Annotated in this window: 13 protein-coding genes and 3 pseudogenes; 5 read left to right on the top strand and 11 right to left on the bottom strand. The window is 56.5% G+C overall.

Annotated elements, in window-relative coordinates; translation table 11 throughout:
* Positions 1-69: 69 nt before the first annotated feature.
* The 4 genes from HDG32_RS36925 to HDG32_RS35225 form a co-directional block, all read right to left on the bottom strand.
* Complete coding sequence (locus tag HDG32_RS36925; RefSeq protein ID WP_260336715.1) at positions 70-198, bottom strand: hypothetical protein; 129 nt, start codon at positions 196-198, stop codon at positions 70-72.
* A gap of 43 nt (positions 199-241) precedes the next feature.
* A complete protein-coding gene (locus tag HDG32_RS35215; protein WP_184074382.1) occupies positions 242-2,275 on the bottom strand; it encodes a DDE-type integrase/transposase/recombinase in 2,034 nt (677 codons plus the stop codon).
* On the bottom strand, positions 2,253-2,789 hold the full coding sequence (locus tag HDG32_RS35220) for a TnsA endonuclease N-terminal domain-containing protein (RefSeq protein ID WP_184074384.1): 537 nt from the start codon (positions 2,787-2,789) through the stop codon (positions 2,253-2,255). The genes HDG32_RS35215 and HDG32_RS35220 overlap by 23 nt, the downstream gene beginning before the upstream one ends.
* Before the next feature lie 441 nt (positions 2,790-3,230).
* Complete coding sequence (locus HDG32_RS35225) at positions 3,231-3,653, bottom strand: helix-turn-helix transcriptional regulator (protein ID WP_184074386.1); 423 nt, start codon at positions 3,651-3,653, stop codon at positions 3,231-3,233.
* A gap of 2,132 nt (positions 3,654-5,785) precedes the next feature.
* Between HDG32_RS35225 and HDG32_RS35230 the strand changes: the two genes are divergently transcribed.
* The 3 genes from HDG32_RS35230 (at position 5,786) to HDG32_RS35240 (ending at position 9,846) form a co-directional block, all read left to right on the top strand.
* Positions 5,786-8,326, top strand: a complete 2,541-nt coding sequence (locus tag HDG32_RS35230) for a hypothetical protein (protein WP_184074388.1) — start codon at positions 5,786-5,788, stop codon at positions 8,324-8,326.
* A gap of 288 nt (positions 8,327-8,614) precedes the next feature.
* Complete coding sequence (locus tag HDG32_RS35235) at positions 8,615-8,983, top strand: hypothetical protein (protein ID WP_184074390.1); 369 nt, start codon at positions 8,615-8,617, stop codon at positions 8,981-8,983.
* Between the two features lie 359 nt (positions 8,984-9,342).
* The gene (locus HDG32_RS35240; protein ID WP_184074392.1) at positions 9,343-9,846 is read left to right on the top strand and encodes a hypothetical protein; all 504 of its coding nucleotides are present in this window, start codon (positions 9,343-9,345) and stop codon (positions 9,844-9,846) included.
* A 175-nt stretch (positions 9,847-10,021) separates the two neighbouring features.
* On the opposite strand, the pseudogene HDG32_RS35245 reads toward HDG32_RS35240, so the two are convergent.
* Both HDG32_RS35245 and tnpC read right to left on the bottom strand, forming a co-directional pair.
* A pseudogene (locus tag HDG32_RS35245) lies at positions 10,022-10,240 on the bottom strand (tyrosine-type recombinase/integrase); the annotation flags it as partial.
* A 67-nt stretch (positions 10,241-10,307) separates the two neighbouring features.
* A pseudogene (tnpC, locus tag HDG32_RS35250) lies at positions 10,308-11,150 on the bottom strand (IS66 family transposase); the annotation flags it as partial.
* A gap of 111 nt (positions 11,151-11,261) precedes the next feature.
* Here tnpC and istA point away from each other — a divergent pair.
* Both istA and istB read left to right on the top strand, forming a co-directional pair.
* Positions 11,262-12,778 (top strand): annotated as a pseudogene (gene istA, locus HDG32_RS35255) (IS21 family transposase).
* Complete coding sequence (istB, locus tag HDG32_RS35260; protein WP_409340082.1) at positions 12,762-13,577, top strand: IS21-like element helper ATPase IstB; 816 nt, start codon at positions 12,762-12,764, stop codon at positions 13,575-13,577. The pseudogene istA and the gene istB overlap by 17 nt, the downstream one beginning before the upstream one ends.
* A 376-nt stretch (positions 13,578-13,953) precedes the next feature.
* Here istB and HDG32_RS35265 read toward each other — a convergent pair whose 3' ends face one another.
* The 5 genes from HDG32_RS35265 to HDG32_RS35285 form a co-directional block, all read right to left on the bottom strand.
* A complete protein-coding gene (locus HDG32_RS35265; protein WP_184074396.1) occupies positions 13,954-15,486 on the bottom strand; it encodes a triacylglycerol lipase in 1,533 nt (510 codons plus the stop codon).
* 20 nt (positions 15,487-15,506) lie between these two features.
* Positions 15,507-17,660, bottom strand: coding sequence for a CHAT domain-containing protein (locus tag HDG32_RS35270; protein ID WP_184074398.1), 2,154 nt, complete (start codon positions 17,658-17,660; stop codon positions 15,507-15,509).
* Positions 17,661-17,669: 9 nt separating this feature from the next.
* Complete coding sequence (locus HDG32_RS35275) at positions 17,670-18,035, bottom strand: GYD domain-containing protein (RefSeq protein WP_184074400.1); 366 nt, start codon at positions 18,033-18,035, stop codon at positions 17,670-17,672.
* Positions 18,036-18,096: 61 nt separating this feature from the next.
* Complete coding sequence (locus tag HDG32_RS35280; RefSeq protein WP_184074402.1) at positions 18,097-19,650, bottom strand: hypothetical protein; 1,554 nt, start codon at positions 19,648-19,650, stop codon at positions 18,097-18,099.
* Positions 19,651-19,681: 31 nt separating this feature from the next.
* Complete coding sequence (locus HDG32_RS35285) at positions 19,682-20,929, bottom strand: CHAT domain-containing protein (protein WP_184074404.1); 1,248 nt, start codon at positions 20,927-20,929, stop codon at positions 19,682-19,684.
* Positions 20,930-21,580 lie beyond the last annotated feature (651 nt).

Raw genomic sequence — 21,580 nt, forward strand, 5'->3', positions numbered from 1 at the left:
CTGCCTTCAACACTACGACACACTTCATCCACGACCCCGGCACCGACCAAGACGCCAGGTTAGCCAAAGTCAAACCGTTTTACCAGGAACACTTAACGCGTCTTTGCTATCACCAGGACCGTTGTCCTGGCTTTTGGAGGAATCGCCGTCCAGGCGAGCATCTTCGGTTTCCATGTCAATGCAAATCGTGCCTTTCATGACAAGCTCCACTGCAGGCCGTTTAACCGGCCCGCTATATGTGTCAGTTAGATCCCCGGGCCGCGGAAGGCGGAATCGTTCCGCGCCTTACTGGAAACAGTGGAATATCCGGTTCGTCATCCAGAGAGGTATCCGGCACACCGGGTGCTTCACCCGGTTCTATTTCCGGCTCTAGTGGTAGTTGTCCCTGGCGCGCCTCTTCGCGCTGCACCAGTGCCTCCCGATCGCCGGTGGCGGGCTTACCTGGCTTGGGCCTCTTCTTTGTCGGATAGCATTCTTGTATGAGCCGGGTCGTGTCGTCGCGTAGCGCGGATTTTGCAGCAAGTAGGGCAAGGGGGAGAGGCGAATCCCCGTACTCCTTTCGCGCCTTAGACCGAATCCACGCGTGTTGCTCAGCGGTAATCCCGTCGGCATACTCGGGCAACGTGCATTTCGCTTCGATGTATTGCTTCGCTTCCTCATCAAAAACAAAAATGGAGCCGAGATTGTCGGGATCGTTGCGCACCGTGACTTCGATGTCACCACGTCGTCGCCTCAGCTCCTGGAGTGCTGGCGACGCATACTGGAGCGCATGCACTTCAATGCCATTTTTACTGAGTTTGCGTTTCCCTGAGTTTCCGAGATAAACGTTCACGACGTCCGTTGAGGGCGGCAACCTTCTGGGAAACTTTGCAACGCCTTCCTCCCATTTCTGTTTTGGCGTAGTCTGAATTCCTCGATGGAACGTCACGCAATACACATCGACGATCCAGCGGTGAATGATCTTCTCCAGTGCCTTTAGCGTTAGCACTGCTGTCCGCTCGGAATCGTAGGCGTGTCGCTTGTCGTACTTCGCGAACGTTGTTCCAGGTTGCAAGTGAACCAATCCGTAGTTCAGCGTCTTCAGTACGCGCTCAATACGCCCTTTCATCTGTGGTGTTCGGGTCGGGCAGTAAATGACATGGATTCCAAGTTCCGCGCATGCCGCTTCCAGATCCTGCGCGTGAAACTCGAGGCCGTTGTCGCAAACAAGCTGGTCAATCAATCCGTAGGCGGTCCACTCTCCGCTTACGTTCGGGAAGCGTTCTTTGACGTAGGTCTTAGGCAGGATTGCGTGCTTCAGACATCGAAGGACAGATCGAACGCTAGGTTTGCGAAATGAGATATGAATCCCGACAATCATCCGTGAGTATGCGTCGATCATCACGGTGATCCACGGTCGCCCAAGCAAAAGGCCCGTGCTGGAATCGATCACCAGAATATCGAGCGGAGTGTGGTCCACTTCGACTCGTTCGAGCGGCCGTGTGCAGACCGGGCCCTTTCCGTAGATTCGCGTAGCTCCCTGAGCGTATCGCTCGCCATACCGAGACTTTAGAATTGCATATCGGTCAATCCGGGAAAGAGCGCGCCGAAGCATTCGAAGGGTAGCGCGAGGCAATGCGTCCTCCGGTGCTCGGTGTCGGTTCTCTTTCGTTATCTCGTGCTGAACCCAGTCACGGACCTCGCGAAGCGACTCCCGCTGAGGAGTGAGATAAACCTTCTCGATTCCTTCATCGATCAGTTCGACGAGCTTATCGGGCGGGAGCGACGGCTTTTTCCCTCGAAGCTCCCACTTATCAATCAACGCCCGAACATCGAAGTCCGCCCAAACCCAGGAGCGTCGCCACTCGTAAAAACTGGCCACGCACGGCGGCCTCTCGCCACGAATTTCCGGATCCAACTTGTCCCAAACACCTCGCAACAGATCTGACAAGAGCGCCCGAGGAACGCTCATTCGGCCGTCTGGGCAGATCTCGCGCAGAAATTTGAATTTGCGCAGCGCGAGACGCTGAATTTTCTCCGGGAAGTCGGCAAGTCCGCGGTCCACTGCTGCGCGATCCTCGGCCTGGACTTGTTCTCCATCCAATTTCGTCGGCTCCACGAACATTAATCGGCCGTTTGCATACTGCGACAGAAGGTCTTCCACATTGCGCAACGAAAGGGAGCTGTCGCCAAACGACGCTAGCTCGAGGATGTTGCCGCTCACTTTAGAGATGCGATAGTCGATCCCATCGAGACGCAGACACTCGCCATTTTTAAAGGAATAACGCGTCATCATCGGCCTCCTCAAATGGTCGAATCACCGTTTCATGGTTGATGATCGAATCAAGATCGCAGGCCAGCAGCCTGTGCGCAAGCAGGCCGCGGATTAGCTTTTCGTCGGCACCCGCTGCGAGCATCTCTCCGAATGTCATGCCCGCCGTAGTGCTGTACAGCCTAAGATCGGCCTTATGTGACTTTTCTGCGGCGAAGTCGCGCAGCAGCTCCCGTATCTGGCGAAGCCTGATTGGCCTTCGGATCTGCAGTTCACTTAGGACAACAAGGCTATGACCTCTGGTACCGAACCATAGCTTGAGAGCTTTAAATTTCTCGGCGGTTTGCGTTTCCGCAAGTTTTTCTGATGGCTTGACTTCCACGAACCAGCGTCGGCCATCGGCCCAGTCGACTCCGAAGTCGGGCGTGTATCGGCGCGAACGCCCGTTCAGCGAGTATTCAATCGAGACCGGCTGCTCCTCAAACGTTCGAACACCACGAGCAAATTCAAAGAGGAAAAGAGCATCGAATTCGAGCAAGCTTTCGCAACGCACCATGCGCCGGTTTTTTCGAGAAAAGTACTTTGCCCTGAATCCACGCCCAGAAGGCGTTACAGGGTTTCTGGTTCGGTGATATGCCGGGCGTGTTCGAGGATGCGGTGAATCTGAATCATGCGTTCCGTGCATCGTCTTTCTCCGTGTATGCGGAGACACGCATCGCTAAATCGCACGAGTGGCGACGAGAACGGACGCGCGCTTTCCCCGCAATGAATCAGTGCGGTGTACGGTCAATAACACCAGTTTGAAGACGTAACAACGCCCCCGCACAGGTACTATCCACCGTGCAATGGCCTACACCAGGGCGGCCGCCGACTTGACCTTCGGAGAAGCGCGAACGATACTTGGTTTGCCAACCGTAGTTATCTTTGCTTTTCCTAGGACGGGGCAGGCCGCGAGGTTTGTCCCGTTTACGTTTCTGTTCTACATTTCCAGATCCTCCTTCGATTTGCGGCGAACCCGAACAGCTCCGTAGTGCGGCCGTGCGGCCATTTCTTCGTCCATCCGGACGATCGCACGCAAGGTAGATATCTGGGTCGGCAACAGCCTCCCGATCTTCCGCTGTAACTCCGCGTAAAGCCTGTACTCCTCTGTCGGCAGATCTGCCGGAATCACAAATCGTCGCGGCGAATCCTGCAATTCCCTTTCCATCTCCTGCCGATCAACATCCGCAAGTGGAAAACCTTCGCTAAGTCTTTCCAGAAATTCTGTGCTTGGCGGCTTTGTGCCTAACTCCAGCGCCGAGACATATGCCTGCTCGTAGCCGAGCTTCTTTGCGAGGTCGGTCTGCGAAAGCGCGCCGCGAAGTCGCAGACCGCGAAGGAAAACAGCAAAGGGAGTGCTCATAGGCGCAAGCCGAATAACGGTTGTTCCTACAACACTAGGCAAGATTTGGCGCGCAGTCAAATCTAAGTCTTTGATTTACAAGAGATATTGCATATTGTTCTGCCTGGAAAGTTTAGGCTCTGAGGTCGGAAGCATCTCTCGCAACGCATCGCAAGCACCAAGGTTGAGGGTTACTTTTGCGAACACCGCCGAGCAGTAAAGTCATATCCGCCGAGACGCCAAGTCCCTCGAGCCCGCCGTCATGTTGGCTCGTTAATCAAGCTGTCGCTTTATTAACACCCCAGATATTTGGGATTCAGGAAAGTGGAACGCTGGTGCGACTGTTGATTTTCCAATCGACTTTTTTAACGTCTCGCAGGTGTCCGTGAATGAGCGAATAAATTACGGTTGACGTCCCACCCGCTTGGATACGGCAACCTTCCGACACCGATGCTGACCAAGTAACTGCGCCAACATTTGTTCGTACGGGCATCGCTGATGCCATCATCATCACGCGCGATAGCGGATTTGTCTGTTGCCGCCGCTACTGCGCACACCCCGATCGATGGGCGCGAGGCGTTAAATCTGCGCCCATCGCAGCAGGTTCACGCTTACGTTGCCACTGGCGTCCATGTCATTTCGGTCGCTATTGACACGGGTGAGATGCGAGCGGCTGCTGAGACGGCCACGTGTCCCTCCCGCAGGCACCGCTTCCGTGCTGGGGTCGGACTTGCTCAATTTCGGCATTTTCCCCAGTGAAAACGCCCACGGCGCTTGCGCTGCACTCTTTAACTTGCCGATGCTGGCTGCCAGCTCTGGCGGACGGGCCAGCATTCGCTTTTATGAATTTTTTGCTTCGGCGATCCGCAATCCGCACACGCGCTGCGCCACGCGCGCGCCTCCCTCAGGTTCATGTCCGGTAGCGGGCCAAGCAGCGTATCGTGTCGCTTGTCGAGATCAGGCGTTATGTCAAAGACGCATACGTTCGGTATTCAAAATGCTTCTCCGACATGTTCGCTAGACCTTGGGCAGCCACGCGTCGCCGGCCTAGTTCCTTTGTGGCTGGATCCATGCGACAGAAGGAAAATGTCTGTTGGCGTGACGGCAGTTCTTTTAAGCCAAAAATGAGACTTTTAAGACAAAAATGAGGAGAATCCAGATTTTAGTATGGGGCTTCAGATTGAAATTGATCTCAAATTGTTCCTTTACGCTACATGAATTATCTGCCTGGAGGGGGTTGTGCTACCAAGTCATTTCTACCCCGTTTCTAGGATCCTTGCCGGGCGCGATCAAATTGCCTTGCAATAAGTAAGATTTAATCTATCGTATATCTTGAAAATTGATTCCAAATAATAATTGCGCGCGAAGATCTACGCGCTGTTAGGCCGAGCCATTAATCAAAAATGCACTACTAGTGGTGTGACATATAACAAAGTCACCCGGCGACGGCGCGTCTCAATCCATATTTAAACAAAGAAATATTTATGAATGTCACATTTTTTTAACATAGGTCAGCATACGTAACAAAATTAATTGTTCATTTCAATAATGGTTGGTATTTTCAGCTTAGCAAAATGTTGATTTTTATCAATCAGGAGTGAAAAATGAATTAGCAAACAACAAATTTCTTGGCCCCGCGTGACGTGACGTCACCTGGGATCCGGGAACGATACCCAGGGTCATCGTTAATTCCGACGCCGTGGGCCGAGATCTTACAAATAGTCGACGATTCCGCGGTTCGTCAGTTGGGCGGTGGGGCGCAAGGGGCGCAGCCGGAAGATCTAGGGGGCACCGGATTCACCTATCGTCATGACTGGGAAACAAACACGGTAGTTGGAAACTCAACCTCGCTTTGGCAGCCGTCAATCCAGGTTCTCGCGTATTTGACTTGGGGAGGAGTGTTGAAAATGCCACGTGGTCCACACGACGAAGAAATAGAGCGCGATGAGAAATCCCCGAATGATCACGCTCGCGAACGGCAAGACGAATTCGTGCGTCGACGCGAACCTCAGGGGGAGCCGGTACACAAAAAAGAACGGAATGACCCGAACGAGCCTGATTGCTCTGACGAACCCTCCGGAGAAAACAAGAAAGGGTAGGTAGTCCAGTATTCGCGGATATATCGGTTTGGTAGACGCGCGATCGGAGGTCTCATGAAAAGTTCGATGGATGAATTGATTGAGCCGGTTGGGAAGAACATTGAACCGCGCACAAATCAAAGGCCCCCGGGCGGCAAAGCTTTGCTTAGACTGCAGCAACTCCTGCAGGAGAGGGGGCTTGGTGAGGTTGCTGAGGCAACCGTGCAAAGAGCGTTGACCGAGGAGTTGCGCAGGGACTTCCACGATCGTGCCCAGGCCTATAGCGCCGCGCCTCTCGAGCAAAAACTGTATGTATCCGGCGCAGACGTGCATACCTTGACGGCGCAGGTCGCGGAACACTACAAGTCGGTTGCACTCGAAGAGTCCGGTCCTCTTCCGAGCATACCGACTGCGACCGGTCCACAGTGGCGCAATCTGGGGCCGTGGACGATTCCCAACGGACAGACGTATGGTTCCAGCCGTGTCAATGTATCCGGCCGCGTGGCCGCAATAGCAGTAGATCCCTCCAACCCTGCGCACGTGTTATGCGGCGCGGCCAATGGCGGCGTATGGGAGAGCTTTGATCGCGGCGGCAGCTGGGCTCCACGGACCGACTATGCGGCGACACTGGCTGTGGGGGCGGTGGTTTTCGATCCACGGAATCCGTCGATAGCTTATTGCGGAACAGGAGAGGGCAACTGGTGGTCCTGGCTCGGCGCGGGAATCCTGAAGTCCACCAACGGCGGCGCCAGTTGGTCCACGCTCTGTACCGCCCCATTTACCGGTCAAGGCTTTTATGATCTGGTGGTTGACGCCACGAACACGCAGAGCATGTTGGCGGCGACCACGGGCGGACTATTCGAGTCGAACGACGCCGGCGTTCATTGGACGCAGCGCCGCGCGGTTGTAACCTGGTCAGTGTCTATGTCTGCCACTGAGGTTCTGGCAGCGTGTTCGGACGGTATTTTCCGGTCCACCGACGGCGGAGTCAACTGGACTGCGGTTTCATTGCCAGGCACGCCTGGTTCTTTCAACCGTCTGGCGGTCTCGATTGCGAAAACAGATAACACCGTCGCATACGCGTGGGGTGCCAATGGAGGCTCGGCCTATCTTTGGCGGCGCACGAGCGCCGGGTGGGCCGCGCAGCCGGTTCCACCCGGCGTCTCGACGGGCCAGGCCTGGTACGACTGGTACTGCGCATGCTCCCCGGATAACGCCAGCCAGGTTTATCTCGGCGCCATTGAGAGTTATCGGGGAGATCTGTCCGGAAACGCCTGGACATGGCGGACGATCAGCAACAAAGGAACGACTGGAGATTCCATACACCCCGATCAGCATGCCATTGCCTTTGAAACGGGGCACCCGGATACGATTTACGTGGGTTGCGATGGCGGCCTTTTTCGCAGCCCTGACAGAGGGGTCACATGGGCGTCCTGCAATAACGGCCTTGTAATCTCCGAGTTTGAATACCTCGCGCAAAGCCTTGGCTCTTCTCGCTGGATCATCGGCGGAACTCAGGATAACGGAACTGAACGCTGGACGGGATCGCCTATGTGGACCCACGTTGCCGATGGAGATGGCGGAGATTGTGCTGTCAATCGCACGACACCGAGCACTGTTTTTCACACGTACTACAACATGAGTCCTGAACGGTCCACGACCAGTGGCGACTTCGGTTCATGGACTTATCTGCCGCCACCCGTTCCGGCCGGTGAAGGAAGTCTGTTTTATCCACCGATGGACGCCAGTGCGAATGGTGGCGATACCGTCGCGATAGGCGGTGACGCTCTGTACGTCTCACGCAACAATATGACAAGCTGGACGCGCTTGCCGTTTCCCAGCGCTGCCCGTTCCAGCGCGATGTACGTACCAAACGCAAACACCGTGTACACCGGATCGACTGACGGACGCATATTCAGGACGACCTGGAATGGATCTGCGTGGACCGCAGTCACCGCGCTCACTACGCCTCGCGCAAACGCGAGCATGAGCGACATTGTGGTTGACGCATCAAACTCGAATCGTATCTGGGCCACCTATACCACGACGGGCGGTGGCCGGGTGTATCGCTCAGACAATGGTGGCTCCGCGTGGGCGGACGTCACTCATAACCTCCCGAATCTGCCGATTACAGCGGTTGACGTCGACACTTCGAATAGTAACCGCGCATGGGTATCAGCCGATCTCGGTGTCTATCAGACTCTTGATGGCGGAACCACGTGGACAGACTTCTCGGCGTCGCTGCCAAATTCGTTTGTCGGCGACATTGTATTCCATCCGTACGCCCGGGTACTGCGCGCAGGCACTCGTAACCGCGGCGTTTGGGAGATTCCAGTGGATGGGTGGATGACCACGCCCGTCTGCGGCGTGCAATGGTCCGGCAGTCTGAATCCGAACGAGACCAAGCGCTGGTTTTCCTGGGGCTGGCCAGCGACGTGGCACATGGTGTGGACCGTGATGCCGAGCACCGTGAACCAAGGCGCCGCGGAGCTTACCTGGACGGTGCAGGTGCAACGCTCAGATCCGGAGCACGTTACTTATTGGATCAACGTTCAGAACCTCACCAATGTCGCGGTTTCCTTCGAAGGCCGTTATTGCATATTGAGTCGGTATTAACGCTAGGAGCGATAACATGTACACAGGCGTTCAATGGACTGGCAGCCTGAACCCGGGCGAGACAAAGAAATGGTTTTCCTTTAATTGGAATCCTGCGGGGCACGTGGTGTGGTACATGATGCCCACTTCAGTCAATACAACTGCTCCCGAACTACAGTGGAATGTCGCCGTCGAGCGCGCGAGCGCGACCGCTTGCACGTATTGGATCACGGTTCAGAATCTCACGAACGCAGCGGTAACGTTCGAGGGCCGATATGCGGTACTTAGCTAGGGAAAAAGGAAATCATCATGGAAGTGACGATCACCATCTCCGACGGCGCCACCGGCAAACCTTCCTTGCCGCAAGCAGAAGGTGTCAGCCGGACCCAGACACCCCAGAAAGGGCCAGACACGACGATGCAAGGCGTCGTACCCGACGATATCGCGAGCAAGGCTGCCGCTCTTGGGGCGCTGAATGCGGGCCCTGCGCCTTCTTCCTTCCCGACGATTGCTGAATCGGGTGCTCCGCTTCCGTTTGTAGCCGGATCGATTTCCGAGCTCGCCCTCGGAGGCGGTCTAGGTCAACCGGTGACTGAATCGGCTGGCGGTGCCCCAAACTCCGACAGGTCCATGGAAACGCATACGATTGTTGTCTCTGACAACGCGGATCGCCCATGAGGTAGCGGTCGTCTGGAGAGCAGATGTTTGAGTCACGCACCTGTGCCCAATCGAAGCTGAAGAGGACGAGATGAATTTCATAGAGCGTTGGTTTGGTGTGTCTCCGGATGGCGGAGATGGAACATTGGAACTCATCTATCTAATCTTGGGAGTCTTGCTGCTAGCCGTTCTCTTCTCATACATTGCATTTCGCCGTCGCAAACATTTGGAGGGCGATCCGGTTGGACGCAGCACGCAACTCGGAAATCGAGGGAAGAGGCGATAAGTCTTTGAACGCGGATTGTGACCTGCTCGCCGCGCTTAGTCCGATAACGGTGTAGAGCCCGTATAGCCCAGTTAACAACGGAACGGAACACTAGTTGCAGCTGCACAATCTGCCGGCGCAGCGGCATCCAAAGCAGTTGTTGCCCTTGTGTAATCGTATTCCGACGAACGAAGGAACTGTGATGAAACTGTGTCGCTTATTGACGTCAGGCGGTGCGGGCTGTTTCGCGTTAGCGAGTTATACGACCTGCGCGGCATGTTCGCTTTGGGATGTGGGAGGAGGATTTACGGTCGCGCAGGAGAATGGCTATGCTCCGGTGTTCAATTTGATACAAAACCGCAATGGCGCCGTAACGGGCTCCGCGCGATATGAACATGGGCCATCAGGCTTTGTTACTAATGGCCAAGTTGCCCCTGGCAGCAACATTGTTGGTTCAAATTTTCACGTCGTAATACAGTGGGATAACAAGACGCGGGGCGCCTACGACGGGAAGTTTGATAACAACGGCGGCCTTAAAGGCTTCACATACGATGTAGACAACTCGTCCAGTCATGCAAATTGGAGCACGAAAAGACACTTCTTCTGTCTTCGACCGTAGTGGCGGATTTGAAATTCGACGCCGCGCATACCGGCGATCACGTGCACGCCATAAAGAGCATATGCCGTCACAAAGCAGACCCCTATGCTCAGGTCGCAACTATGCGCAGATGGTCATCGTGAGCGCGGCCAGCCCCCTGATGGGTGCGGTAGGGGCTGGCGAAGCCTATGCATAGTTACAGCGTCCGCAGGAAGCGAATTAACGCGTCCGGTGCCTGATACCGGCGAATCCTGGCATCGGGCGCCTCCAGCCGACCGAGCGCTTTCTCCTTCATCGCGAGGTCAGCTTCGACGTAGCGATGGGTTGTCATCGGGCTCTCGTGACCGAGCCACAAGGCGATTACGTTGAATGGCACGCCCGCCTGCAACAGGTGCATCGCGGTCGTATGTCTCAAGATGGTAAGCACCTCGCGACGGCCGTCCGCAACGCGGCGCCCGCGTGAGGCATGATCGGGAATCGGGTTACGTGTCAGCAGACGCCGATGGGCCAGACTGCCGAGGCAGCTTCGTGGCCACGTTCCAGGGCAACAGTTCGTCGATGCAGTTAATGGGATGGTCAGCGATATGGGTCAGGACGTATTCGAGGTAGGCGCGCGGGTTGATCCCGTTGAGCTTGCATGTGCCGATCAGACCGTACATCGCGGCTGCCCGCTCGCCTCCGCTGTCGGAGCCGGCGAACAGGAAGTTCTTGCGGCCCAGACTCACACAGCGCAGCGCGTTTTCGGCCAAGGCGTTGCTGATCTCAGCACGACCCTCTTCGCAGTACAGCGCGAGCGCGTCCCACTGGTTGAGCGAGTAACGGATCGCTTTGGCCAGTTCGGATTTCTTCGACAGCGTTGCGAGCTTGTCCGTCATCCACGTCTTGATGGTCGCGAGCAGCGGCACGCTTTTCTCCTGCCGCAGGCACAGCCGTTCAGCAGCGGGTTTGCCACGGATGTCCGCCTCGATGCCGTAAAGTCCACCGATCAGTTCGAGCACCTCTCGGGTCGCCTCGGTAGGCGTTCGGGCATGCACGTCGTAGAGGTACCGTCTCGCGTGGTCCCAGCATGCAGCTTCACGGATCTTGCCGCTCTCGTACAGTTCGTTGAAGCCACTGTAGGCGTCGGCTTGCAGGATGCCCTCGAATCCAGCGAGATGGGTCTGGGGGTGGATGCCTTTGCGGTCGGGCGAGTAAGCAAACCACACCGCGGCCGGTTCGGTCGAGCCCGAACGGGTGTCATCGCGCACATACACCCACAGTCGCCCGGTCCTTGTCTTCTTCTTGCCCGGCTCGAGCACCGGGATCGGCGTGTCATCCGCGTGCAGTGTTGATGCGCGCGCAAAACTGACCCACTTCCGCTAGAAATTTGCATCGAAAATTGACCCACATGTTCAACTTCCTGCTTGGACGCCAAGCAGGAGAACGGAGTGATAACCGTGAGCATGTTGGCCAAGATTCGGCGGATGCATTTCCGCGATGGCGTCCCGCTTCGGGACATTGCGAGACAGACGGGACTCTCGAGAAACACGATTCGACGATGGCTGCGCGAGCCGTCGTCCGAAGAGCCGAAGTACACCAAACGCGTCAACAACAGCGTCGTCGACCCGTGGTCGGAGCAACTGCGGCTGTGGCTGGTCGCCGACGTTAAGCGTCCCAGACGAGAGCGACGCTCGGCGACTCAGATGTACGAGGATTTGCGGGCGGCTGGCTACGACGGCAGCTACGACCGCGTTCAGCGTTCGTGCGCAATTGGAAGAAGGAACGCGATGCCGGGGCGCAGCGTGGCGCCTTCGTGCCGCTCGCTTTCGAATACGGCGAAGCATTTCAGTTCGACTGGAGTTGCGAGTATGTCTTCATTGGTGGGCTCAGGCGACGGATAGAAGTCGCTCACATGAAGCTCGCTGCGAGTCGGGCCTTCTGGCTTGTTGCCTATCCGACCCAAAGCCACGAGATGTTGTTCGACGCCCACGCGCGAGGGTTCGTCGCTTTAGGCGGCGTTCCTCGACGGGGGATTTACGACAACATGAAGACCGCCGTCGATAAAGTCGGACCGGGTAAGGAACGGGCCATCAACGCGCGCTTCCACGCGATGTGCGGCCACTACTTATTCGAGCCTGAGTTCTGCAACCGGGCGGCCGGCTGGGAGAAAGGCATCGTCGAGAAGAACGTTCAGGACCGACGCCGACAGATTTGGCACGATGCAATCGCCGTTCGATGGGAGTCGCTTGAAGTTCTAAACATATGGTTGGCGGAACGATGCCAACAGGCCTGGAAGCAGTTGAAGCATCCGCAATGGCCTGAGCTGACCGTAGAGGATGCCTTGACGGATGAACGTCCACGGCTGATGCAGGTTCCAAAACCGTTCGACGGCTACATCGAGAAGCCTGTCCGCGTCTCGCCAACGAGTCTGGTGCATCTTGACCGCAATCGCTACAGCGTGCCCACGGAGTATGCACATCACATCGTCAGTCTCCGAAGGTATCCGACCTACATCAGCCTCGTGGCCGATGGCGTCGAAATAGCGCGCCATCCGCGCAGCTTCGACCGTTACCAAACCTTCTACGACTGGCGGCACTACATCAACCTGGTTGAGCGTAAGCCCGGCTCCTTGAGAAACGGCGCGCCCTTCTTAACGATGCCCGAACCGATGCTTCGACTGCAAAGACACTTGTTGAAGCAGACCGGTGGCGACCGAGTCATGGTTCAGGTCCTTGCGGCAACTCCGGTTCATGGGTTGGAGGCCGTGCTGGTTGCGGTTGAGCTTGCGCTCGAATCCGGGCGTCCGAGCGGTGACCATGTCCTCAACATCCTTGCTCGGCTAAAGAGTCCGACGGCACGTGCAGGTGACGTGGTGAGAACAGCAATCACGCTCAAGGTCGAGCCGCTTGCGGATGTCCACCGCTACGAGCGGCTTCGCGTTCCGCGTAACGAGGAGGATGGTCATGTCGAATGAAACCGCCGCACTGCTCAAGTCGTTGAAGCTCCACGGAATGGCGCAAGCATGGCCAGAGCTGGTCGCGCAGGCGCGTCACAACGACTTCGAACCGGAGAAATTCATGCAGATGCTGCTGAAGGCGGAGACAGCTGAGCGGCAGGTCCGGTCAATCAACTATCAGATGGCCGCTGCACGTTTCCCCGCGCACCGTGACCTTGCCGGCTTTGACTTCGAGCAGGCAAGCGTCGACGAAACTCTCGTGCGCGAGCTCCACTCTGTACGGTTCTGCGAGTCCGCGCAGAACGTTGTGTTCATCGGGGAACCTGGCACGGGGAAAACGCACCTTGCGACATCTATCGGTATCGAAGCAATACAGCAATATGGGAAACGAGTTCGATTCTTTACCACCGTCGAGCTCGTGAACCAGCTCGAAGCCGAAAAGGCTGCTGGCAAACCTGGCCAGTTGACCAACCGCCTGATGTATGTCGACGCTATCATTCTCGACGAACTAGGCTATCTGCCATTCACCCAAACGGGCGGTGCACTGCTGTTTCACCTGTTCTCTAAACTGTACGAGCGTACGAGCATTCTCGTTACGACCAACTTAAGCTTTACAGAATGGTCGAACGTATTCGGCGACGCGAAGATGACGACGGCACTGCTCGACCGTCTCACGCACCACTGTCATATAGTCGAAACCGGCAACGACTCATGGCGCTTCAAAAACAGCACGGCGGGGCAGCCCGCTTCGCGGGCTGCAACCCGAAAAAGCTCACCTAAGCGACAAAAAGAGGAGGAAATCGACGCACCAGAATGATGTTTCTGCGCATCAGGGGTGGGTCAATTTTAGGTGCAAAAAGTGGGTCAGTTTCCGGTGCAAATCAACACTTTAGTAAGATAAAGACGTATATGGTGTTTTTGAAGCTATTTATGATCGAGTGGGAATCGTCGGACTTCACAACGGCTCGCTTAAGTCGCCTCGATGCTCGAAGGAGAGGGCGTCAGGGGGCAGTTCTGGGGGCATGACGCTTTGCAACCTGCTGTTGGAGTTACGCAAGTCTCTTTGCTAGATCCTCGGCTCGCGGATGGTAGTAGCGCATCAATCCTCCTCTCCTCACCACTAGTATCCCCGGAAACCCGCGTGGCGTAAGGCCTCGCGGGTTTTTAATTTGTTCGCCTTCCGGCTCGGAAGTCTATAGTGGCGCAAGCCATTGAAGCAATTTGTCCGCTACAGCTTGATGCGGAAACAGATTGGTATGCGTCACGCCTAATGAAGGATCGAGCGTGAATACGTGATCGTCGCGAAGCGGAAAGCACGCTCCTCCGTTGCTCGACCAGACTCCGTCCGTGGGAACGACGAGATCGTTTTCGGCATTTCCAAACACCAGGTCGACGACGTTATCCGCCGCTCCAAGGACAACTCCCCGCAGTCCGCGTTCGGTCGGCTCATAGATCGATGTCACGGCAAAGTAGTCGCAAGGCCGCCCGCTCACCTGATTGAGCACCGACAGTATCGGGCCCGACGGATGCATACTAGCGAGACCCTGCAATCCCTTCAGTGCGCCGTGACCAATTATCTTGACAACGGTGACGAGCGCCTCGAGCGTTTCCGTCACGGGACCTGTGGGGAAGAGGGTCAACACGGTCGTTAGACGGTCCACCATGTTCATCATGTGATCTGGATCGGCGAGTACCGTACCGCTATTCGGCACGCCGGCAAATACTGCACGCCTCACATTCACATGCGATGCATCAAGCGCAAACTGCGGATGACGCTCGGCGAGCACGCGGGCAACTAAGCCTCCACGGCTATGGCAAACGACATCGAGTTGCACCTCTGACGAAGGGAGCTGCCCTAGGAGCCAGCGAACATTGTCCACGGGCGTGTCGGCGAGGGTAGGATGATCGAACGCCACTACGCGTGCGCCGTAGCGTTTGTTAAGTTCGACAACCGTATTTGTATCAAGACCTCCGAACCCTGCATGCGCCGTGCTGAAAGTGCCATGTACAAACATCAATACCGGTCCGACATTGCAAACCTTAGCCAACTCGCCAGTCGACATCGGCTGTACGTCTGCATTCCGGTAGTTGTCGGGAGCGAAGATGCGCAAGCGATACGGCCGCTTGAGCTTTTCCCATCGCGCGGCGAACGCGTCGCTAACCGTCCCAATCAGCGGGTCGGTGACGGGATAGACGAGCACTTTGAGTAACAGCCGGCCAGCCCCCCCGAACAGGCTGCGTTGTGGCGCTTTCGGCGAGGCCCTAGGTTGGATGGCATGTGCTGTCGCCGTTGTCGGAATTCGGAAGCGAAGTGTGCCACTTGTTCCGCGCGCTGCCGCGTTCGCCCCCCCCGCTTTGACTTCGGGCAGATGCCAGCGCACGCCGCCCGCATCGTCGATGGATACGACCAGTTGACCCGTAGCGTCGCCCAGGTCGGGCACTTCGAGTTCGACCTGACCGCCATGTGCGGAGCGTAACGTGTTCGGTGCCGACGTGGGCGGCGTCGGCTTGATCGACAGATCGATGATCTTGACCTCGCTTACGGCCCCCGCCTGCAAGGCTTCATCTAGCGCGACGATCCCTGCGGCAAGATCACGCGTGACCGTTCGCGTCGCCGCCCCACCCGGATGCAACGTTTCGGCAGTTCCTTGGAGGCCTGGTGCCCGCAGCGCATAGCCGCCACCGAGCGCGACAGAATTCGCGGAGCCTGTTAGCTGGATTGTCATAGGAATGCTCTCCGGAAACGTCATCTGCGACTTAAGGTCAATCGCGGATGACCGTAAAAGACATATGCGAGATAGGTTGGGTCGGGTGCCGGTATAGCATCCGGGAAGTATTTCGCGCGCAAGTCTCGAAGAATGGCACCGATCGGCTCTCCCCGTGCCGGCGGATCCGGCAGCGCACGCCGCCAGAATTCGAGCGCGATGTCGTGCGCCAGAGCGTCGTCAATCTCCCACAGTGCGCCGATCACGCCGCCGAAGCCGCCGCGCAGCGAATTGCCCGGGAAACCAGCCATGTCTCCAAGCAATTCGCCGCCGATGCCAAGCATGCATGCGTTGAGGAAAATTATCGGTTGCAATGCACCACCATAGTCTGCGGCGCGAAAGGCGGTCGATCGTAGTGGAACGCCGTCTGCGAGAAAGAGCGCTGACGCTTCCGGCTGTGTAGGATCAAAGTCGCCGTGACCGGCGAAATGTACGGCCTCGACTCCGCCGATCAGTTGTCCGCGAGACCTGAGTCTGCGACCAAGTAAATCCTTCATTGACTCGGATATTGCCGGAAGTGAGATCCCCCCGTGACGGTCCGAGATTATGCGGGCTTCGTCTTCTGCCTTACACAATCGCCGCAAGCCGGTCTCCGGCTTATAGTAGGCTGCCATTACCGCCAGATTTTGCACTGTCATGTGTGCAATCGGGTGAATTGCGGGCCGCTGGGCGTTGCCGTTCAATACGGGCATGGTGCCGGTGTTCGCGTCGCGCAACCAACGGCCGAGTACCGTTTGGCAACCGAGAAACGGCGGACGTTCCACATCGATCGGATTTTCCAGCCACGCCAGTTCCCAAGGGACGTATGGCTCGGTGCTTACGATCAACACAGCAGGTGCTGCGTCCGGCGTCGAGTTCGCCACCTCGCGCAAAGCGTCGAAGACTTGGTTTGGAAGGCAGTGCGCAATGTGTTTCGCGTATCCCACGAGTGTCATGTTCAACATGGGATCGTGCGCCATGATCCGAATTTCGTCGACGAGCGCTTTTGCAAAGCTCTTCGCATTGCCTGCATTCTCGCCCAGGCTTATCGGAAAGGGTCCGCGGGCCGTTGCGAGCGTATGCGGTGAATAAAGCTGACACATAAATTGGCCACTCGACGGATTCCGATCTGGCTTGGAGATCTCGATCGTCAGGTCGGGCGCTTCACTGTCGGCTTGTAGCGTAATCCGGCTCGCTTCGACCGGAAGGCTGTCCCATGCATCGACGTTCAGTTTGCTCGACCACAGGGCAGGCGCGCCAGAGGCTGTAATGATGAGCGCCTTGGCTGCAGTACCGCAAACGGTTCCGCCAAGCAAGTACCGCACTTCAAGCATGGTCAGAAGGGGGCGCGTTGCATCGGCGGGTTCGTCACTTACCAGTTCAAACTTTACCTCTGCCGAATGGGGGTGAATAAGCGACACACGCAGCGCGCGGCTCCATCCTTTCAGCGCGCGCACGCTTGGCGACGTGCAGAGTTCGATCGTCACGTCGATTTCTTCTACGTCATTGTGACTAGGAAAACTGATGGGCTGTCCGGCTACATCCGGCTGCTTCTGCTGCGCAAAGCCGACGACGACCGAAAACGGTTTGAGAGCCGCCACGAATGCTGGCGCGTCGATACGCGGCCACGCAAATACATCCTTATCGTCGCGCTCTTTGCCCAGGATCGTTAGGTCGGCTGCCTCCGGTCCGGTGTCTCTGACGAGATCAGCTGCGGTTTCCGTGCCAGGAGGTCGTAGCCATGTGGCCACGGGCTCGCCATTGTCGAACAGTACTGCGGGTAGGGTCAATTTAGCCGACAGACCATGGATAGCGACCGCCGGGTCAATTCCTAACCGACCCAGCGAAAGAACTTTGAAAAGAGGTGTATCGGCTGAAGCCTGCATACACAGCCTGAGAACGTCGTCGAGTTCGCGCACGTACCAGCTAACCAGCGTCCCTGATTGCAAGCGAATTGCGGCACGCGTCGCGGACACGTCGCTTGCAAGCGAACGCGCGACGACGTTGATTGTCTGCCCGAGTCGCTGCGCGACTTTCGCGATTCGGTCGTGCGCCGCCGCGTGCTGAGAATCGATCCAAAAGCCGTTCATTGCGAGACGATCGAGCGCGGTACCTGCGCTCATGTCTGCATCAAAGCACAACGCCGCTTTTAGCACATAGTTCTCCTAAGGTTTTTCGGCTGAGCGCGAAGACTGTTTCTTGACGGGCTCTGCGTCATTCGCACCGATCACTTCTCTCGCCTTGCGCAATGAGTTCAGGCCTTCTTCTGCAGTAAAGAGGAGTGTGCTTCGCACGTTGTTGATTCGGCCTTGAGCAAAAATTGACATTAGACTCGCGAGTGCTGTTTCGTTATCGGGATATTCCGATATCGCGACGCCGTCGAATTCCCCGAAGCTATAAAAAAAATGATGCAGCGTTCCTCCAAATGCTTCTGTCGCTGTGCGGACGACTTCGGCACGATCGTCTGGTTCTAGCAGCATTGACTTGATTTGCGCGTCTTTGTAGCTCCATTGATGCAAGTAGAACGACATGGCTATGCTCCCTGTTATGTAGATGCTAGGAGGTAATCGGGTGTATGCTTGTCCGCCGGTTTTATATGTGGCTTCCGGCCGTCACGAACACACCTTCCGCTGGTCGTGTTGTGACGTGCGGATAAGTTAGCCGTATCGACTCAGGCACGGAGTATCCGAGCACATAGCCGAAGACCAGCCCGGCGACAGGCATCCATACGACGGCGTGCAGCGTTGGGTGCTCATGTCTGATGAGGTAAATTAAGAAGCTGCTAACGATGCTTGACAGAAACCATGCCGAGCCAAGCACCGCAGCGTCGCGCAATCGACGTAAGCGCTCGGACACGGTGCCGCGCCACCGATGATCCTGCACGAGCCAGGCAACGACCACTGCGGTAGCCGTTGAAGCGTGCAAGTAAGGTAAACCGTTGGTAAGGCGGAGGATGGCGCCGCTCCATCCGCCGATCAAAATCGCGCCCGTCGCCAAGTTGACCAGCACTGAAAAGAGGGCGGCGCAGATCCCAGCTCCCACCAGAAATCCGATTGGCGTTCTGTTCGCAAGGCCCGAGGTTGCGAAGCCCCAATGACGCTTGGCGAACACCGTGACCGCAAATGCTCCGGTGACGATTACCGTTATCATTGAGACCTTAGCGCCGATCGAAATGTCGCCGTTCTCGAGTGCGATTTGATCGGGAAGCGCCAGGAATATGATCCAGATACCGATATATAGCAGCGCTGCGGCCTTGGCGAGGATGCCATAGGCGGTCGGTTTCTTTACATATACATACTCGAAGCCGAGCCCGCGAAGGAGCTTTTCGCGGCTCTTGCCGGTCGATTGAGTCGACAGGGCGCCTCGCGCCGCGAGGAGGCATGCTTCGTCGTAGAAGTCGGCAATATCTTTGCAGGCATCCGTGATAAGGTCACCCACAACCTTTCGTGAGATGCCATCTAGATCGTCCCATATTCTCATATCGACTGTGCCGCCAGACGTGCGAACGACGAGCAGCATTTCGCCGATACGGTCGATTGTTGCGAACATTCGAGGGGTCTTGATGGAAAGCTGATCGAACCGGCGACGCAACGCATAGAAGTCGTTGTCCGCTTCGCGAAAGAAATGCTTAAAGTGTGAGCTGGTTTCCCAGCGGCCCAACTCAACGAACAACGCGGTCGCTTGCATAAGCCGCTGCATGGGAACTTGGAGTTCCGACCAGTCATTGCTTTTTTCGAGGCCGCGCTCGTTCAAGATGGAGCGGACCTCTTCTTGGAGTGACTTCGCAATCGTGAACTTCGCCAGCGCGAGTTCCTTGCCCAGGCTATGCGCCTTCGACGGAATGCATGCCAACCGGTGCAGCCACATGCGTGGCGCACGTCCGACTGGGCCCACCATGCATAACAGCAGAGTAATGCCAAGGCCGAACCATATCGTGCCGACGCCGCCAAAGTTACGTTTCAGGACCGCGCAAACCAGCACGAGCACCAGCACATAGAGGATTACATGCGCGGCGAGCGCCCCGCGATACTGCGCTGCGCTAGTGTACGTACGCGACCAGCTTGGAACATTGAATCTGTTCCACGCTAGCAATGCCACGGGTAATGCGGCGAAACCAAGTTCGGATGCCCAGGATATGTTTTCCATGATATCTCCCCCTCGAATCGATCAGGCGGTCCTATTGGAACAACCGTCGCAATTCTGCACGCGCTTCCGCAGTGCGTTTGCGTTTGCCGGCTGTTGCGGGAAAGGAGGAATCCTCAGCGCTGTCCACCGTCGGGCGGAACAGGACAGTGGGGCTCGCTCGAGTAAACAGCACAGGGATGCCCCATTCCAATTTGAACTCGTTACGCATGTAAATCCTCGCAACCGTGAGCGCCTGTTCAACCGATTGTCCTGCAACGAGAGACCTATAGAACTGATTGGAAAACCGTGCGGCAGCGCCGTTGGAGATAGCGAACTGCATCGCTACGACAAGAGGAACGCCCAAACTGACGAGCGAGGCGCCTGCGCTCGAGAAGGATGTGCCGTTTGCGCTTTCACAGCAATTGAGTACGGCGAGGCGCAGTTGCTTATTGCTTTCGAGAAACAGGGCGAGGTCCGGACCCAACACCTTGACTGGGTCGCCATGGCGGTCCTCCATAAACACAAAACCCTCGGTGTGTTCCTTGCCATTGGACAGAGAAGTCTGGGTGCCACCGTGGCCGAGGAAGTGAAAAATATGCCAGCCCCCATCCTGCATGGCCTCTAGCAGGTCATCTTGCGTTCCTCCGGTCAACCATTTGAACTTGACTCGCGAGGCGGGAATCTTGCGCATTTCTTCTTCGATGCGACGCCGCTCCCTACCGATATCGAAGCGCGCGTAGCCCTCAATATTGGGATTTGCGATCATGCCAAGCACGCGCAAGGGACCGTCAACGCAAAGTGGCGGCCTCCGCGCATCTACCTCTAGGAAGCGTACGACCGGCGAGCTGTTTCTGAGACACAGATAGTGTTGTGGAGCATCGTCTGCCATTGCGGTCTCGTCGAACATATACTCCCATGGCAGCATGGCGAGCTCCGGCGGCTCCACGCTGAGTTTCAGGCGCAGCCCTTGGAATTCCTCTGACATTCTCACCATTTCCATGCTTGATCGAAATTTCGTGGCGACGGCTGTGGTCTCTTGGAATATCGCGCGGAAAACGTTGCTTCCGAAATCCCGAAGTATCTTCTCTTCTATCGTGGGCGGGCCAACTAGTGAACGGCGGCTGCCTTGAATGGCGTTCTCCAACCGAGTTTTTATTACGCCGGCTTGGTCGATAAATGGCCACGTGAATGTTGCGCTCTGCGTTGTGCCGGCCGGAGACTCCCTGACCCTTGCTTTGTAGATCGGACCTTCAGCCCAGATGTGGAGATCGAAGTCGAGATATTTGATTTCTTCCGTCATTTCGATCTCTCCCTGCGTCTCGTTCGCGTACGCTACGACGTCTCGAGCCTCGCCCGGTGAGGTTTGCCCATGGCCCGGCGCTAGCGTACGGCGTTCCAAATCGAATTCCGTGTGTCGTAATTAGAATGACAGGCGAATCCGAGGCAATACGTGCAGATACGGGAAGGTCTCCAGATACTTGCTGGGCGTCCCTCTTGGGTACCTGGTTACTCAAGTACAAGTCTTCTTTATGAGCCGCACGTTTCGTAACGGCGGAGGTGCTCATTTAGCATAATTCATAGACGAGGACATGGATGCCATTTTGTAGGCCGAAAACGGCTGCCTTATTGGTTTTGGGGCATTTCACGCGAGGTTACGGCACAGATCCGATGCGGGATATAGTCTCAAACGTGATTTCGTAGATATGCTAATAATTAAGCTAGCATCATACGGTGACAAGGTTTCGCTTTTAACTATCAGGTATGTTGCGTCATTCCGGCCGGTAAGCATTCGACAACGCAGATGCGACGCTTATGAACGGGGAGTGGGACCGGCTTACCTCGCGATAGTAAATTACTGCCTCTTTTGAAACCCGAGTGGGTGATTTGGCGGGTCAAGGGCGGGCGTGAGCCCGGCGCAGCGAACCCTTGAGGCGCCCTGAACCGACAAGCT

Source organism: Paraburkholderia sp. CI2 (genome assembly GCF_014201055.1).
In the GTDB taxonomy this organism is placed as follows: domain Bacteria; phylum Pseudomonadota; class Gammaproteobacteria; order Burkholderiales; family Burkholderiaceae; genus Paraburkholderia; species Paraburkholderia tuberum.

Bases quoted from the DNA above. Each gene is read 5' to 3' on its own strand.
- HDG32_RS35280 (WP_184074402.1), bottom strand. From the start codon at position 19,650: ATGGAAAACATATCCTGGGCATCCGAACTTGGTTTCGCCGCATTACCC.
- HDG32_RS35215 (WP_184074382.1), bottom strand. From the start codon at position 2,275: ATGATGACGCGTTATTCCTTTAAAAATGGCGAGTGTCTGCGTCTCGAT.
- HDG32_RS35275 (WP_184074400.1), bottom strand. From the start codon at position 18,035: ATGTCGTTCTACTTGCATCAATGGAGCTACAAAGACGCGCAAATCAAG.
- HDG32_RS36925 (WP_260336715.1), bottom strand. From the start codon at position 198: ATGAAAGGCACGATTTGCATTGACATGGAAACCGAAGATGCTCGCCTG.
- HDG32_RS35235 (WP_184074390.1), top strand. From the start codon at position 8,615: ATGGAAGTGACGATCACCATCTCCGACGGCGCCACCGGCAAACCTTCC.
- HDG32_RS35225 (WP_184074386.1), bottom strand. From the start codon at position 3,653: ATGAGCACTCCCTTTGCTGTTTTCCTTCGCGGTCTGCGACTTCGCGGC.
- HDG32_RS35285 (WP_184074404.1), bottom strand. From the start codon at position 20,929: ATGACGGAAGAAATCAAATATCTCGACTTCGATCTCCACATCTGGGCT.
- HDG32_RS35230 (WP_184074388.1), top strand. From the start codon at position 5,786: ATGAAAAGTTCGATGGATGAATTGATTGAGCCGGTTGGGAAGAACATT.
- HDG32_RS35265 (WP_184074396.1), bottom strand. From the start codon at position 15,486: ATGACAATCCAGCTAACAGGCTCCGCGAATTCTGTCGCGCTCGGTGGC.
- istB (WP_409340082.1), top strand. From the start codon at position 12,762: ATGGTCATGTCGAATGAAACCGCCGCACTGCTCAAGTCGTTGAAGCTC.